The organism is Paracoccus sp. MKU1 (assembly GCF_001447385.1).
In the GTDB taxonomy this organism is placed as follows: Bacteria; Pseudomonadota; Alphaproteobacteria; order Rhodobacterales; family Rhodobacteraceae; genus Paracoccus.
This window is the reverse complement of sequence record NZ_LLWQ01000029.1, coordinates 1-14,350: the sequence shown is the minus strand read 5'-3', so window position 1 is coordinate 14,350 and position 14,350 is coordinate 1. Positions and strand designations below refer to the sequence as shown.

The following is a 14,350-nucleotide window of genomic DNA, read 5'->3' as shown; positions in this document are numbered from 1 at the left end:
CCCGCACCATCGGGCCGGTGACGGCGACCTCGGCCAACTGGAAGGTAATGGCGCGGGCGTGGCGGACGACGCGGGCGCCGATCTTGATCAGCTTGAGTTGCAGGCTGGTCAACGACCAGTCCGCCATGGCCTCGGGCAGTTCGATGCAGCGCAGGAAGGTTGCCAGGTTGTAGGCCAGCGCGTGCAGTTGCAGCCGCACCTCGTTGTGCCGGAACTTCCGGCATGACAGCCGCGTCCAGCGAAAGGCATATTTGCCTTCCTTGATGTGCTGCTCTGCGGTGCCGCGCTGGTTGTAGAACCTCACCACCCATGTTTAGTCCCGGCATCTGGTGGATCGGGTCGAGGATGAATCGATCTGGTTCTGATGTCCAGATTCTGCAGATGTATTCGTAGGGCGTGAGCCCGCTGAGCGTCTTTAGTCGGCGTGCGAAGTTGTAAGCTGCCAGGAAGTCCGCGAGGTGCGTGCGCAGCTGTCCGTGGTCATCGTAGTGGTATCGCTTTACGGTTGCGTCCTTGATCGTGCGGTTCATCCGCTCGACCTGGCCGTTCGTCCACGGATGGTTCGGTTTGGTCAGCCGGTGCTCGATGCCGTTGGCCTCGCAGATCATGTCGAAGCGCATCGGCCGGGAGTAGATGGTGTTCCGGTTCCGCGGCTGCTCTGCGAACTGGATGCGGTTATCCGTCAGAACCGTGTGGACCTGATAGGGCACGGCCTCGAGCATGTGCTGCAGGAACTCCCAGGCTGTCTTTCTGTCAGCAGTTGCAACGAGTTGAGCAACGACGAACTTAGATGTCCGGTCGATGCCGACGAACAGGTAGAGCTTGCCCTCGGCGGTCTGCACCTCGGCAATGTCGATATGGAAGAAGCCGATGGGATAGCGTTTGAACTTCTGTCGCTTGGGCTTGTCCCCTTCGACATCTGGCAAGCGCGAGATGCCGTGCCGCTGCAGGCACCGATGCAGCGCAGACCGGGTCAGGTGCGGGATCGAGGGCTGAAGGGCATAGAGGCAGTCATCCAGTGGCAGAAGAGTATGGCGCCGGAACGCGACGACCGCCGCTTCCTCGTCCTCGGTCAGGACCGTCGAGCGCGGTTCCTTCGGTCCGGTCTTCATATCCTCGACCGATGCCCGCTTCCGCCACTTCGCCACCGTCTTCGGATTAATCCCCAGCTCCCGGCTCAACTGCGCGAGCGAAGCTTGCGATCGCTGTATTGCTGCTCTGACGGCGTGCGTGGTCGTGGCGCTCCCGTGACGAACCTGTCCCATGCTGCTTCCTTCCATTCCTGCGAAAGGATCGCACCATCAAACCCTGGGATCAAACACCTAGGGGGCTGTTGCTCGTCGGCTGCAAGGCATGTTTCCGTCTTTTCGGCCGAAGGCGGTCCACAACAGCAACGTATGGGCCGTCAAATGAGCGCAAAAAACAGACCCCCGGAAATCAGGGCGAAGGCGACCGCCGTCGCGGCACGGTCGGCGAAGGCGGCTTGAATCCGCTCGATGTTCGTAAGTGCCGGTGGGGCGTCGTCTGTCTCAGTAGAGATGTCGGAACTGGCCTTGGTATCAGACATCGCGTGGAATGCGGCCATGGCCAGCAACGCGGTCCGGCGGAGCGGTTCGAGCAGATCGCCTTCGGGCATACGGGGCGCCTGCATCCCGACCGCCGCGGCCGCTGCGGCCAGGATCACGGCAAGCCCGAGGGGCCAGGCCTCGACGATTTTCTTCGCAAGATCGGCAGTGGGGTCCGGATCGGTTCCGAGGATTTGTCCATAGACGACAAACGGCGCGGACAGCGCCGCGATCACCAGCGCCAGAAATGCGAACATCATGGCCGGGGGCGGGTTCTTGTCCGGTGTCGCGGATGGCAGGGTGAACATAAGCCGCGCCAGCACCAGCCCCGAGGTCAGCGCCGAAAACCCGATCAGCGCGGCGCCGATCTCGCCCGCGGGGCCTTTCACCGCAGCCTTCGCCAACGCCCCCGCGGTCAGCGGTAGCCCGGCCAGCGACAGCGCGAGCGCCCCCATGAGCAGCAGGAAGAACGGGCGCGAGTTGCGCAGCCAAACGCTTGCCATGCCCACGCCCAGAAACAGCGCACCTTTCGTCAGCCCGTGATGCAGCGCATAGAGCGCAAGTATCGGCAGCAAAGCCGCAGCGGGCAACCCGGTGGCCAGAGCGACCCCGCAAACCCCCATGATCAGCCCCATCTGGCTGACCGTTGAATAGGCAAGGACCGTCTTGGGATTGCTTTGGGCGGCCCCGAGCAATGCAGCGATGAACAGCCCCGCAAACCCCATCAGGGCAAGCGTTGTCCCGCTGATCGGCCAGGTCGTGCCCCAGGGCAGGAAGGCCAGGAGGCCGAAGATACCCGCCTTGACGATCGCGCCAGATAGCACCGCCGAGGCAGGGATCGGGGCGGCCGGGTGCGCCACCGGCAGCCAGATATGGAGCGGCATCAGCCCCGCCTTGATCCCGAGACCCGCGATCAGGAGCCACAGGATCAGGGGATCGGTGCCGGGGCCGGCCAAGGTGTCGCGGATATCGGCGATCAGGATCGACCCACCCGCCGCCGCGCTGCCCATGAGGAACGCGGCGAAAAGAGCCACCTCACCGATAACGGCCAGCACGATGTAAACCGCGCCCGCCCGAAGCGATGCGGGTTTGCGATCATGGATCACCAACGGATAGGCCATCAGCGACACAAGCGCGAAGGAGACATAGAAGGTCGCGGCATCCGCGGCGATGAAAACACCCACGTTACCGGCAAGAACGAGGTTCCAGAAGAGCGCAAAGCCTGCCGCTCTCTGGTCGTTTTGCAGGTAACGCGCCGCATAAAGTCCGGCGAGTGTCCACAAAATCGCGGCACCCCCAAGAAAAACGGCGCGGGTGTCATCCAGCCGAATTCCTCCATCGAGCAAGAGCCAAGGGAGGCCGAATTCCGTTCCGCTTGGTGCATAGATGGCAGCGGCGAGCGCGGGCAGGGGGGCAAGCGGGAGTGCCGTGATCATGCGCGGCCCGAGTTTCGGCAGGACGCAGAGCATGGCGAGGGCAAGCGGCCAGAACGCCGCTGCTGACAAGAGGAGCGCAGGCTCGATCCCGATCATCTGAGATACCCCGCGTCCACGATCAGACTGACCCATTCCAGCGGGCTGAAGGGGAATGAGGCGAAGAGCCCCGCACCCAGCGAGGCCAGCGCGGTCACTGCCGCGGGCAGGACTAGCATCCGGTTCCAGCCGCCGGTGAGTTCGGCGACCGGAGCATGGTCGCCCTGAGGCGGAAGCAGCCAGGCCCGGTAGAGCAGCGGCAGGAAATAGGCCGAGTTCAGTAGCGACGATCCGGCCAACACGGCAATGACCCAGGCATCGCCCGCTTCCAGCCCGCCCGATCCCAGGTACCATTTCGAGATGAAGCCCGCGACCGGCGGAACCCCGATCATGCCAAGCGCGCCGATCGTGAATGACGCCATGGTCACCGGCATCAGTCGTCCGGCTCCGTCGAGCTCGGTTACGGCCTTGATATGGAGCCTGTTGGCCAGGGCGCCTGCACACATGAAGAGCGTTATCTTCATGATCCCCTGGTGCACCAGGTGGACCAGCGCGCCGACCGCTGCGATGGGCCCCGCGAGGCTTGCACCAAGGACGATGTAACTGACCTGGCTGACGGTGGAATAGGCCAGCCGCTTCTTGATGTCGTTCTGCATCACGGCGCGCAGAGACCCGTAAAGGATCGTCGCGGAGGCCAAGAACGCCAGTGGCAGGCCGAGGCCCAGATCGGCGACGGTGCCAGCGCCATAGATGTCATGGACCACCCGCAATATGCCATAGGCCCCCGCCTTGACCACTGCGACCGCGTGCAGAAGTGCGCTGACCGGGGCCGGCGCGGCCATGGCCTGCGGCAGCCAGCCGTGAAACGGCAAGAGTGCCGCTTTTACGCCGAGGCCTCCAATAAGGAGAACGAAGATCAGGATCAACGTGAGCGTTGGAACGGGCGACAGGTCTGGCGGTGCAGCAAATTCAAGGGGGCCAACCAGTGCTTTCAGCCAGAGGATGCCGGCGAGAAAGGCGGCGCTGCCCGCCAGCGTATAGGTGAGATAGACGCGGCCCGCGGTCAGCGATTTTTCGTCGCCCTTGTGCACCACAAGCGGCCAGGTCGCCAGCGTCAGAAGCTCGTAGAACAAAAAGAAGGTGATCGCGGTGCCAGAGATCGCGACGCCGGTCGCCGACAGGACGCAGAGGTTGAAGAACCCGAAAAAGCGGGCAAGGTTCGGGCCCCGCTCGAAATAGGCGATGGCATAGATCGTGGCGATCAGCCAAAGAAACGTCGAAAGCGTGACGAAGAGCAGCGCAATGGCGTCGACGCGCAACACGAAATCATGGCCCGGCAGAAACTCGTAGCGCCATTCGAAATCAACCCCGCCCTGCGCCTGGAGCAGCAGGAATCCCACCAATGCGAGTTTCACCAGGGCGAAGAGGATGTTCGAGGCGTCGCGCCAGACTGCCCGGGCTTCGGGCATGGCGAAGCTGATCAGAGCCGCGACAAGCGGCAGCGTGAGCAGCGCGAGGGGGAGGAACGCCGTCATTGCGCGTCCTCCGAAGCCGTTTTAACCGTGTTTTCTAGCGATGGCGGCGGCTCTTGCGCGACGGTGGCAGGCGCCCCGCCCGTGGCCAGCTCCGCCAGTGGACCGCCCGCAAAGCCCAGCAGCAACGCCGCCAGCGCCAGAGCAAGCGGTGCCGCAACCATCGACGGGGCCTTTGCGGGCACCGCAGGCGTCTCGCTGCCGGAAAACGCCACCGCCAGCGGGCGGAACAGGTAGACGGCGGCCAGTAGTCCGCCGATCAGCATGACCGCCGCGTGAATGGCTTGGCCCTGGCGAAGGGCCGCGTCCACCAGCAGGAACTTCGCGCTGAACCCACCCGAGGGCGGCAGCCCCATCAGAGACACCGCCGCCAGCCCGAAGGCGGTCACGGTCAGCGGCATCGCGCGGGCGAGCCCCGCCAGATCGGCGATGCGCGGCCCCGCCGCCGCCTTCAGCATCAGCCCGGCGGCAAGGAACATCGCCGCCTTTGCGATCATATGGGCGACGGCATGGAACGACAGGCCCGCCCAGGCATGGCCCGCCCCCGCGATCAACGGGAAGGCGAGAAACAGATAGCCGATCTGGGCCACGGTCGAATAGGCGACAAGCGCCTTCAGGCTCTCCTGCCGGATCGCCTGAAGCGACCCGAAGAGGATCGCCAGCGCGCCGATCCCGCCAAGCACATGCAGGCCCGCGGGTGTGGCCGCCGCGGCCAGCCCCTCGAACCAGAGCCGGACCGTGATGACAAAACCGATCTTGACCACAAGCCCCGACAAAAGCGCACTCGCCGGGGCAGGGGCGGCGGCATGGGCCGGCGGCAGCCAGCCATGGAGCGGAAAGAGCGCGGCCTTGACCAGAAGGCCACCGGTCATCAGCGCGAGCGCCAGAGCGGTCGCAAAATCCGCCTCGGCCATGCCGGCCAGAAGCGTGACATCCACGGTGCCATAGCGCGACAGGATCAGCGCGACGCCCAGCAGGTAGAAAATCGAGCCCAGGAGAGCGATCAGAAGATAGCGCAGCGCCGCCCGGACCGACCCCATCGCCGCCATGGCAACGGCTGCGATGCTGGCCATTTCCAGCGTGACATAGAGGTTGAAGAGGTCGGTCGTCAGGAACGCGGCGTTCGCCGCCGACCACATCAGGTAGTAGAGCGGCCAGAAAGCAGCCGTTTGCGCGTTGCTCGCATGGCTCTCCGGGGCGAACTGGTGCAGAGCGTAGAGGCCTGTCAACCCGGCGGTGAGCGTCACCGCGGGCACCAGCATCTGCGCCAGCCCATCGGCGCGCAAAAGCACACCGAGCGGCAACTCCCACCCGCCGACGACATGGGCGGTTCCCGGGTCGAGCGTCATCAGCCAGACCGACAGCGCCGCCATGGTCGCGATCGCCAGCGCAAGCAGCGACCGTTGCCACCCGCCAGCGAGCAGCGACAGCACCATGAACACCAGTGGCGCGACAACAAGAAGATCGAGGGGACTCATGTCTTGCCGCCCCTTTCATCGTCTTCTTTCGCGGCGTGGTCTTCTTCGGCTTGTCGTAAAGTGAGCGCAGCACCGAAGGCGGTGAGGGCGACGGCGACGACAATTCCGGTGATGACCAGCGCCTGAGGGAAGGGGTCGGTTGTTGCCGCTCCACGGCCAAGCCCGCCGAGCATCAGGAACACACCGGCGCCAGAGACATTGACCGCCAGAAGCTGGCGCAGCGCATGGCGCAGAGTGATGAAGCCGAACAGCCCCAGCCCTACCAGCACGGCCCCGGTCAGCGCAAAAAGATGACCCGTCGCGAGTGCCTCCATATCAGTCCCCGCCTTCCTGAACGGCGGCGGGTGGCACCGGCTTGCCCGCGACAAGAAGCGCCAGCGTGGCCCCGATGGACAGCGCAAGCGCATATTCGATGGCCACGATCAGCGCCTTTTCAAGGCCCACGGGGTAGGACAGGAACCGGCCAAGGGCTATTCCGCCAAGCCCGATGCCGAGAAACATCGCCGGACCAAGCACCAGGACTGAGCGCAGCCGCATGTCGTCCGCGCGCGGCAGGGCAATCGCCCCGCCCAACGCCGCCACCAGAATGCCCCCCGCCAGCACGGTGCCGCCCTGGAATGCGCCCCCAGGCAGGTCGGACCCGGTCCAGACAAGGTAGGCCGCCATGACAAGGGACGCCGGCAGAAGAACGCGGGAGAACGTGCCGATCACAGTGAGGGACACGGGCGTCGCGATGGCAAGGGATGCCGGACGTTGCGGCCAGCCGCGTGGCGGGGCAATGGCCCAGACCGCCACCAACGCCCCCAGCAGCACGAAGGTCTCCAGCAGCGTGTCGTAGGCGCGAAATGCCAAAAGCACACCGGTCACAGGGTTCTCGATGCCGAGTGCGGGCATGAGCGTGGCAATCTGCGCCCCCATACGGTCGGTCGGAGAAATCGACAGAACGGCGACCGACAACAGCACGATCAGCCCGCCACAGATCACCGCGACCGCCGCCCGCATCCAGGGGCTTGTGGGCTCACATTCCACCGGGTCGCCCATGGCACTCAGCCGCGCGTGGGCCAGGATCAGAAGGATGCCGGTCACGCCCGCGCCGATGGCGATTTCGGCCAAGGCCACGTTGACCGCGCCCAGCGACAGCCATGCGATGCCCAGAAGGTTGCCGAAGGCGATGAAAAAGACGATGCCGCCCAGGGCGCTTCGCATCAAAAGCGATGCGGCGGCCGTGCCCAGGATCATCAGACACAGGACGAGGTCGAAAACGAGGCTCACGGTCGCGGGTCCGTCTCGTCCTTGGAGCTTTGCCCCAAGACCTGCGCCGTCGCCCCGGCAGTGAAGATGGCAAAAAGCCAAACGATGGCGATTTTAGCGGCGACCGCGACCGAGCCCCAATGCAGCGCAACCGCCAGTGCCACCAGCCCCAGCCCGACATTGTCGGCCTTAGTCAGCGCGTGCAGCCGCGACGCGGAGTCGGGGAACCGCAAGAGGCCCAAAGACCCCGCCGCGTAGAAGAACACGCCCATAAAGAGAAGGCCGGCAATCGCATACTCCAGCCCGGTCATGACCGGTCCTCGCCGTCCTTCCGGGCTCCGCGCGGGGCTCGTGACGCCACGAAAGCCGCCACGGCCAATGCCGCCAGAAGCGTCGCGACCAGCGCGGCATCCAGCATGGTGGCGTCGCCCCGTGCCGCCCCGAGCGTCAGCGCAACTCCGATCACGCCGGTGCCCACCAACTGCGCCGCCATGATCCGGTCGATCGTGCCGGGTCCCTTCCAGGCGCGGACCAGGGCCAGAGCAACCGTCACAAGGAGCGCCATCGCGGCGGCATAGAACAGCCCGGTCATTCGGTCCGTCCTCCGCCCGCCGTCAGCACCTTTTCGATCCGCGCCTCCTCGGTGCGCAGGCTGTCGATCTCGAAACCTTCGGCCTGTAGCACATGGACATCCAGTTCACCCTTGGAAGATGCCGCGGCGAGTGTTCCCGGCAGCACGCTGATCACGCCGCCCAGAAGCACACGGAACTCATCCGGCCTGTTCTTCAAATTCAGGGTCACCCAGGCAGGCCCAACCGGCAGTCGCGGGTCGAGCGCGCGGCGGGCCACGTCGAGCCCCCCCAGAAACCCGCGCGCAAGCAACGACGGTCCAAAAACCAATGCCCTGTGGGGTCGCAGCCCTGGACGCGTTGCGGGGTATAGCCAAAGGCTAAGCACCGTGGCCGCAAGTGCCGCGGGAATGCCGAACCACAGCGACGAAGCAACGCCGCCGGATAGGGCCAGCCACAGCCCGGCAAAGAGCATGAATCTGAACAAACCTGTCAAAGAGACCGCCACCCCATCACGATTTAATCTTGAGGTATAGCCGGGGATGTCCTACGGCGCAATCCGAATGCCAGGGTGCCCTTGCTGGAGGACGGCGATTTCGTCTTGTGGGAATCGCGGGCGCTCCGTGGCTATCGCGCCAGCCTGCATCCCGAAGCGGGGCTAGTCCCGCACGATTCCGCCACACAGGCCCCGATGGACCAGTGGGCCTGGCGGCAGGCCATCCCTCCGGGACCGGCCATGCAGAAACTGTCCTTCGGGCTCTTCCTGAAGGGAAAGTTCGGCATGGGCGATGCCGATCCGGCGACCGTCGCTTCCGAGCGCAAGGCCTGCGATCGGTTTCCGGACGTTCCCCAAAAAGGGGCTGGCAGGCAAGGCCCGGATCGTCGGCGCCCCGAGCCTTGCCGCCTTCTGCATCGCGACAAGCTTCATGTATCGCGCTCGGAGCCGGGATTTCGCCCGATGCCCGGCCCGCCCCCTGCGCCGAACCTTTCCCGCCGCCCTGCCGCCTCGACTCCGTGGGACTTTGCCGGTGATGCGTCCCGCGACCGGGTCTCGGCAATACGTTTGACGGCATCAGATCGTCCGGGACGAAAGCTCCGTCATCGCCGATCCGGTCCTCCTGCCCCGATTTGCGTCAGGTTGCGGCCCTTCGATGTCCGACAAGTCCGCAATCATGCGGACAGGCGAAGCCGCCCCGCAAGGCAGCTTCGAAGCGGTCATGTCGTGGCACCGGAGGGGATTTCCCGTGCCGAAGCGGCGTTGGGTCGCCGGATGCGGAACAAGATCGCATAGAGCACTGGAACTGCCAGCAGCGTAAGAACCGATGCGAAGGCAAGGCCCCCCATGATCGTGACCGCCATCGAGGCGAAGAAGGCGTCCGGCAGCAGCGGCAGCATGCCGAAGATCGTCGTCCCCGCCGCCAGCACCACCGGGCGCAGACGGCTGACCGAGCCATCCACCACGGCGTCGTAATCCGCCGCCCCGGACGCGCGCCTGAGGTCGATCTCCTCGACCAGAACGATGGCGTTCTTCATCAGCATCCCCGACAGCGACAGGAAGCCCAGCAGAGCCGTGAAGGTGAACGGCATCCCACTGGCAAGCAGTCCCAGCACCATCCCTGTGACCGACATCGGCACTACAAGCCACAGGATCAGCGGCTGGCGCACCTTGTTGAACATCAGGATCGAGATCGTCAGCATCACGAGGAAGCCCAGCGGCAACTGCTTGCCTAGCGATTCTTGAGCCTGCTGCGAGCTTTCGAACTCGCCGCCCCATTCCATCCGGTAGCCGGGGGGCAGTTCCATCGCCTCGATCTGCGCCCGCACGCTGCGGAAGGCCTGGTCGGCCGTCAGATCGGGCCGCTTGCCGCCCTGGGCGGTGATCGTGCGCTCGCGGTCGCGCCGGTGGATCAGCGCCTCGGCAAGCTCGACCTCCATCCGGGTCACCATGTTGGACATCGGCACATAGGCACCGGCCCCCGGCGACCACACCGGCAGGTCCTGCACGCGGTCGATGCCGTCGCGCTGGGGTTCGGGCAGGCGCAGGTAGATCGGCACCTCGGCGTCGCCTTCGCGCAGGGCGGCCACGCGCAGGCCCGAGGTGCCGAACTGCACCGTGTCGGCGATCGCCTGGCGGGTGGCGCCGGTCAGGCGCATGCGCGATTCATCGACGATCGGCACGACGCGCAATTCGCGCTGGCGCCAGTCGGTGCGCGGCTCGATAATCGTGCCGGCCGCCTCGTAGATCTTCAGCGCCTCGTCGGCCAGCTGGCGCAGGATCAGCGGATCGGGCCCCGAGAAGCGCACCGCCACCGCAGCCCCCGCCGGCGGGCCGAAGACCAGTTCCTCGGTGCGCACCAGCGCGTGGGGGAACTCCATCGCCAGCTCGCGGTTCAGCCGGGCCGCCAGTTCCGGGATCACCAGGGCGTCACGCGTTCGCACGATCAGCTGGCCATAGCTGGGGTCGGCCTGTTCGGGGTTGTAGGTCAGCATGAAGCGGCTGGCCCCGCGCCCGACCAGCGTCGTCACGGCCACCACATCGGGCTCGGCCATAACAATCTGCTCCAGCCGCTGCATGGCGCGGTCGGTGGTGTGGATGTCAGTGCCCTGCGGCATCTGGAACTGGACGTAGAACAGCGGCGTGTTCGAGGCAGGGAAGAAGGCCTGCTTGACCTGACCGAAGGCCATGATTGAGGCGACTGTGATCCCCACGATCACCAGCATCACCAGCCAGCGGGCGCGCAGCGAGCCGTGCAGGATCCCGCGGTAGGCCCGATACATGAGCCCCCGATAGGGATCGGCCGACATGTCTCGCGGGGCCTTCAGCAGAAGCTTGCCCAGGTAGGGCGTGACCGTGACTGCCAGAACCCAGCTGAGCAGCAGCGAGATCGCGATCACGGCAAAGAGCGAGAACAGGAACTCGCCCGTCGCGTCCGGCGACAGGCCGATGCCGGAAAAGGCCATGATGCCGATGACCGTGGCACCCAGAAGCGGGATGCCAGTGGCGCTTTCGGTCTCGGCGGCGGCGTCCTCGGGCGTCTGGCCGCGCGCCATGCCGATCACCATGCCCTCGGCGATGACGATGGCGTTGTCCACCAGCATCCCCATGGCGATGATCAGCGCGCCGAGGCTGATCCGCTCCATCTCGATCCCGAAGACCGCCATGAAGAACACGGTCGCCAGCACCGTCAGGCCCAGCGTGGCGCCGACCACGATGCCCGCGCGCCAGCCCATCGTCAGCATCAGCGCGCCGACCACGATGGCCACCGACTGGAACAGGCCGACGAGGAAGTTCGACACCGCCTCGTCCACGACCTTGTGCTGTTCGTAGATCGGAATCAGCTCGGTGCCTTCGGGCAGCGCACTGGCCAGTTCGGCCAGCCGCGCCTCCACCGCCTTGCCCACCGCCACCACGTTGCGGTCGGTCAGCGCCGAGACGCCGATGGTGAAGGCCCGCACGCCGTTCTCGCGGATGATCTGGCGGGGCTGTTCCACCTCGTGGCGGCTGACGGTGGCCAGGTCATAGACGGTGGCCTGCCCGACCTGGCCCGCCGCGCCCAGACGCAGAGCCTCGATCCCTTCCACCGTGGCATAGCCCTGCGGCACCGAAAGGGCGATGCGCGCGGTGTCGGCGGTGACCGCGCCATTGGAGAAGACCTTGTTTTCGCTGGCGATCACGCCGATCAGCTGGTCGGGCGGCAGGCCCAGACCGGCCAGCCGCGCCAGGTCGATGGCGATGGTGATCTCTTCCTCGATCAGGCCCTGGACCTCGACCTTGGCCACCCCGTCCACCGTCACCAGCCCGCGCCGCAGCATCGTCGCCAGATCCCGCTGTTCGGTGGGGGTCAGCCCCTGGGTGGTCACCGCGTAGAACAGCCCATACACATCGCCGAAATCGTCGTTGATGATGGGATCCCGGGCACCGGCGGGCAGTTGGCCGCGCACGTCGCCGATGCGCCGGCGCATTTCGTCCCAGATCTGCGGGATCTCGTCGGGCCCGTAGCGCATGTCGATCTCGACCGTGATCTGCGCCATACCGGGCATGGATTTCGACTGCACGCGATCAAGCTGCCGCATCTGCTGAAGTGCGGTTTCGATGACATCGGCGACTTCTTCCTCTACCTCCTCGGCGGTCGCGCCGGGATAGGGCACGAAGACAAGCGCGGTCTTGAGCGTGAAGCTCGGGTCCTCGAGACGGCCGACATTGGCAAGCCCCCAGAGCCCGCCAAGCAGGCAGAACAGGATCGCAAGCCAGACGGCGACGGGGCGGCGAATGGCGCCGCGCGCGATGCTCATGCGTGCTGCATCAACCGTCTCAGATGCCATGGCGGTCATTCTCCCGTTCCGCAGTGTGTTGGACGGCGGTCAAAGCGCCTGCCGTCAAAGGCCGACGACCGCAACTCGTGCCCCGTCGCGCAGGCGCCACCAGCCGGTTGCGACCACCGTTTCGCCGGGCTCCAGCCCCTCCAGCACGACGATCCAGTTGTCGCGCGGCAGGCCCAGCCGGACATCGCGGCGCGAGACCGTGCTGTCCTCGGCAGTGTAGATCCAGACCGTCGGATTGGCCCGGCTGGTCGTGTCCACTGCCGAGACGGGAAGCGTCACCGCCTGCGAAGGACGGCTGCTTTCGATTTCGCCCACCGCAACGTTCGCCGTCATGCCCGGCAGGATGCGCGGGTCGATATCGCCTGCGATCCTGAACTCGACATCGAAGGTCCGGGTCGAGGAATTGGCCTCGGCCGCGAAACTGCGCGGCTCCAGCGTCGGACGATAGCCCGGCGCGGCCGGAAAGGTGGCCGTCACCGAAAACAGATCGGGCTGGACGCGGGCCACGGCGGCCAGATCCTCGGGCAGCGAAATGCGGATCAAGAGTTCGGAGACGTCCTGAAGGCGCACCACCGGCTGGGCGGGCGTCACGTTGGCATAGGCTTCAACATAGGTGCGGGCAACGATGGCATCGAAGGGGGCGCGCACCTCGGTCTGGGTCAGACGCCGTTCCGCCTCGCGCAGCGCCGTCTCGGCCTGGGCAAGCTGCGCGCGCACCGCGTCGAGCTGCGCGTCGGTGGCGACCCCGCGATCCGACAGGGCGGAGGCGCGGGTAAACTCGCTGCGCGCCAGATCGTACGAGGCACGCGCGCGGTCCAGCGCAAGCTGGAAATCGGCCTTATCGAGCTGTCCTATCAAGTCGCCGGTCGTCACCCGATCACCGGCAATGACTGGAAACTCGACAAGCTGCCCGGAAACCTGGAAGGCGAGATCCACCGTTTTCAGCGCCTCTACTGTCCCGGCAAAGGATCGGGTTCTGGCCTCGGAATACGCGACAGCCTGAGTGATCTCGACGGGCATGGGCAACGCAGACGCTTCAGCACCTGACGGAGGGCCGGCAACGTCACTGCTGCTCGCCGCTTCCCGATCCTGCGCATGGATCTGCCAACTCGGCACGGCAAACAGGAGCGCACAGACGCAGCCTGCGACACCAAGTCCAAGCAGCGCTCTCGCTTTGCCTTCAATGGGCATTGTCGATCATCTCCTCAATTTTCTGTGCAAGCTCGTTGCGAACCGATGGCCCACCATCTGGAAGTGCCAAGAGCGAATGGAAACGTAGTCCTTGCAGCGCGAAGAAGATCAGACGCCCTAGGCTTGTGTCCTTCATTTCCGCCTCGATGCAGGAAAGATCGACCTCAAGCGCGTCACGCAGCGGGTCAAGAAGGTCCGGTTCGGCCGCCGCGACGGCTAGGATCGCCATGGAAACGTCGGAAGCCGCTGCGTCGAGGGTGCGGAGCGAGCAAAGGTGGCGACGAAGGGTGCGTTGTCGCGAGTCCTGCGGCAGGCGCGCTTCTAGGGACTCATGCTCGGAGAGCATGTCCCTCAGCAGCGCCGCCATGAGGTCGCGCTTGGTCGGAAAGTTGTAAAGAACACCGCCTTTGCTCAGTCCTGCTTCCCGCGCAATCGCATCGAAGGAGATATGTGAAACACCCTCGCGCGCGGCGATTGCGCGCGCGGCCGTTAACACGCGCGCACTTGCGTTTTTCCGTCGGCTTTGCGATCCATTCTTCAAGACTGTACCATCCGGTCGGTAAACTCCGGTGGGAGGTAGAGCCGCCGTCCAATATGGTCAAGGCGTTGGGTTGGCAGAACAGCCCCCGAACTCTGGGCAGGTGAGAGTAAGATGAAGAAGGTCAAATCCTATCTGGCCATAGCCGCAATGCTCGCTTTAGTCCGACATTCTCCAAGTGGCCTGCCGCTTGACTTCAAGATCGCCTGATTTTGCTCGCTGGGCAAGCGTTTTTCGCCCCGAGCGGTGTCTGTCGTCGCGCAAACGGCCGAAGTCGGGTGGATCAAGCCTCGAACCCGCAGCATTCTGGCCCGGCAGAGCCGCTTTTCCGCGCGGCAGACGGACCTGTCCTGCCGCTTTCGTTCAGCTTGGGCATGGATCGTGGTCATGCGCATGACGGAGGCGTTCGAAGACGGCGGATGGCGGCAAGG

Annotated in this window: 12 protein-coding genes and 2 pseudogenes; 1 reads left to right on the top strand and 13 read right to left on the bottom strand. The window is 65.4% G+C overall.

All coding sequences use genetic code 11. From position 1 onward, the window contains the following. The 10 genes and pseudogenes from AQY21_RS02155 to AQY21_RS27440 form a co-directional block, all read right to left on the bottom strand. Window positions 1-310, bottom strand: a pseudogene (locus tag AQY21_RS02155) (transposase); the annotation flags it as partial. Between the two features lies 1 nt (window position 311). After that, window positions 312-1,265: pseudogene (locus tag AQY21_RS27445) on the bottom strand (IS481 family transposase); the annotation flags it as partial. A gap of 140 nt (window positions 1,266-1,405) precedes the next feature. Beyond that, window positions 1,406-3,097: a complex I subunit 5 family protein gene (locus AQY21_RS02150; RefSeq protein ID WP_161905882.1), complete on the bottom strand. Its 1,692-nt coding sequence runs from the start codon at window positions 3,095-3,097 to the stop codon at window positions 1,406-1,408. Then, window positions 3,094-4,572: a complex I subunit 5 family protein gene (locus tag AQY21_RS02145; RefSeq protein WP_058096213.1), complete on the bottom strand. Its 1,479-nt coding sequence runs from the start codon at window positions 4,570-4,572 to the stop codon at window positions 3,094-3,096. Before AQY21_RS02145 ends, AQY21_RS02150 begins: the two co-directional genes overlap by 4 nt. Then, window positions 4,569-6,047, bottom strand: coding sequence for a complex I subunit 5 family protein (locus AQY21_RS02140; RefSeq protein ID WP_058096212.1), 1,479 nt, complete (start codon window positions 6,045-6,047; stop codon window positions 4,569-4,571). Before AQY21_RS02140 ends, AQY21_RS02145 begins: the two co-directional genes overlap by 4 nt. Then, a complete protein-coding gene (locus AQY21_RS02135) occupies window positions 6,044-6,361 on the bottom strand; it encodes an NADH-quinone oxidoreductase subunit K (protein WP_058096211.1) in 318 nt (105 codons plus the stop codon). The genes AQY21_RS02140 and AQY21_RS02135 overlap by 4 nt, the downstream gene beginning before the upstream one ends. Window position 6,362: 1 nt before the next feature. After that, window positions 6,363-7,319 (bottom strand): MnhB domain-containing protein, encoded by a 957-nt coding sequence (locus AQY21_RS02130; RefSeq protein ID WP_058096210.1) that lies wholly within the window; start codon window positions 7,317-7,319, stop codon window positions 6,363-6,365. Further along, on the bottom strand, window positions 7,316-7,609 hold the full coding sequence (locus AQY21_RS02125) for a monovalent cation/H(+) antiporter subunit G (protein ID WP_043540309.1): 294 nt from the start codon (window positions 7,607-7,609) through the stop codon (window positions 7,316-7,318). Before AQY21_RS02125 ends, AQY21_RS02130 begins: the two co-directional genes overlap by 4 nt. After that, window positions 7,606-7,890, bottom strand: a complete 285-nt coding sequence (locus AQY21_RS02120) for a monovalent cation/H+ antiporter complex subunit F (RefSeq protein ID WP_029032390.1) — start codon at window positions 7,888-7,890, stop codon at window positions 7,606-7,608. The genes AQY21_RS02125 and AQY21_RS02120 overlap by 4 nt, the downstream gene beginning before the upstream one ends. Next, window positions 7,887-8,363, bottom strand: a complete 477-nt coding sequence (locus tag AQY21_RS27440; protein ID WP_152988066.1) for a Na+/H+ antiporter subunit E — start codon at window positions 8,361-8,363, stop codon at window positions 7,887-7,889. Before AQY21_RS27440 ends, AQY21_RS02120 begins: the two co-directional genes overlap by 4 nt. Window positions 8,364-8,399: 36 nt before the next feature. On the opposite strand from AQY21_RS27440, the gene AQY21_RS30120 reads away from it, so the two are divergent. Continuing rightward, window positions 8,400-9,158: a hypothetical protein gene (locus AQY21_RS30120; RefSeq protein ID WP_152988067.1), complete on the top strand. Its 759-nt coding sequence runs from the start codon at window positions 8,400-8,402 to the stop codon at window positions 9,156-9,158. Here the strand turns inward: AQY21_RS30120 and AQY21_RS02105 are convergent. The 3 genes from AQY21_RS02105 to AQY21_RS02095 all read right to left on the bottom strand — a co-directional run bounded on the left by AQY21_RS02105 (window position 9,083) and on the right by AQY21_RS02095 (window position 13,922). Further along, entirely contained in the window at window positions 9,083-12,160 is a 3,078-nt protein-coding gene (locus AQY21_RS02105) for an efflux RND transporter permease subunit (protein WP_058096207.1), read from the bottom strand. The two genes, AQY21_RS30120 and AQY21_RS02105, sit on opposite strands and share 76 nt — an antisense overlap. Before the next feature lie 84 nt (window positions 12,161-12,244). Then, a complete protein-coding gene (locus tag AQY21_RS02100) occupies window positions 12,245-13,210 on the bottom strand; it encodes an efflux RND transporter periplasmic adaptor subunit (protein WP_161905878.1) in 966 nt (321 codons plus the stop codon). Between the two features lie 160 nt (window positions 13,211-13,370). Continuing rightward, window positions 13,371-13,922, bottom strand: coding sequence for a TetR/AcrR family transcriptional regulator (locus AQY21_RS02095; protein ID WP_065169882.1), 552 nt, complete (start codon window positions 13,920-13,922; stop codon window positions 13,371-13,373). Window positions 13,923-14,350 lie beyond the last annotated feature (428 nt).

Excerpts from the sequence above, each read along its gene's own strand:
- AQY21_RS02100 (WP_161905878.1), bottom strand. The coding sequence starts at position 13,210 with ATGCCCGTCGAGATCACTCAGGCTGTCGCGTATTCCGAGGCCAGAACC.
- AQY21_RS02125 (WP_043540309.1), bottom strand. The coding sequence starts at position 7,609 with ATGACCGGGCTGGAGTATGCGATTGCCGGCCTTCTCTTTATGGGCGTG.
- AQY21_RS02105 (WP_058096207.1), bottom strand. The coding sequence starts at position 12,160 with ATGAGCATCGCGCGCGGCGCCATTCGCCGCCCCGTCGCCGTCTGGCTT.
- AQY21_RS02140 (WP_058096212.1), bottom strand. The coding sequence starts at position 6,047 with ATGAGTCCCCTCGATCTTCTTGTTGTCGCGCCACTGGTGTTCATGGTG.
- AQY21_RS02150 (WP_161905882.1), bottom strand. The coding sequence starts at position 3,097 with ATGATCGGGATCGAGCCTGCGCTCCTCTTGTCAGCAGCGGCGTTCTGG.
- AQY21_RS02135 (WP_058096211.1), bottom strand. The coding sequence starts at position 6,361 with ATGGAGGCACTCGCGACGGGTCATCTTTTTGCGCTGACCGGGGCCGTG.
- AQY21_RS02145 (WP_058096213.1), bottom strand. The coding sequence starts at position 4,572 with ATGACGGCGTTCCTCCCCCTCGCGCTGCTCACGCTGCCGCTTGTCGCG.
- AQY21_RS02120 (WP_029032390.1), bottom strand. The coding sequence starts at position 7,890 with ATGACCGGGCTGTTCTATGCCGCCGCGATGGCGCTCCTTGTGACGGTT.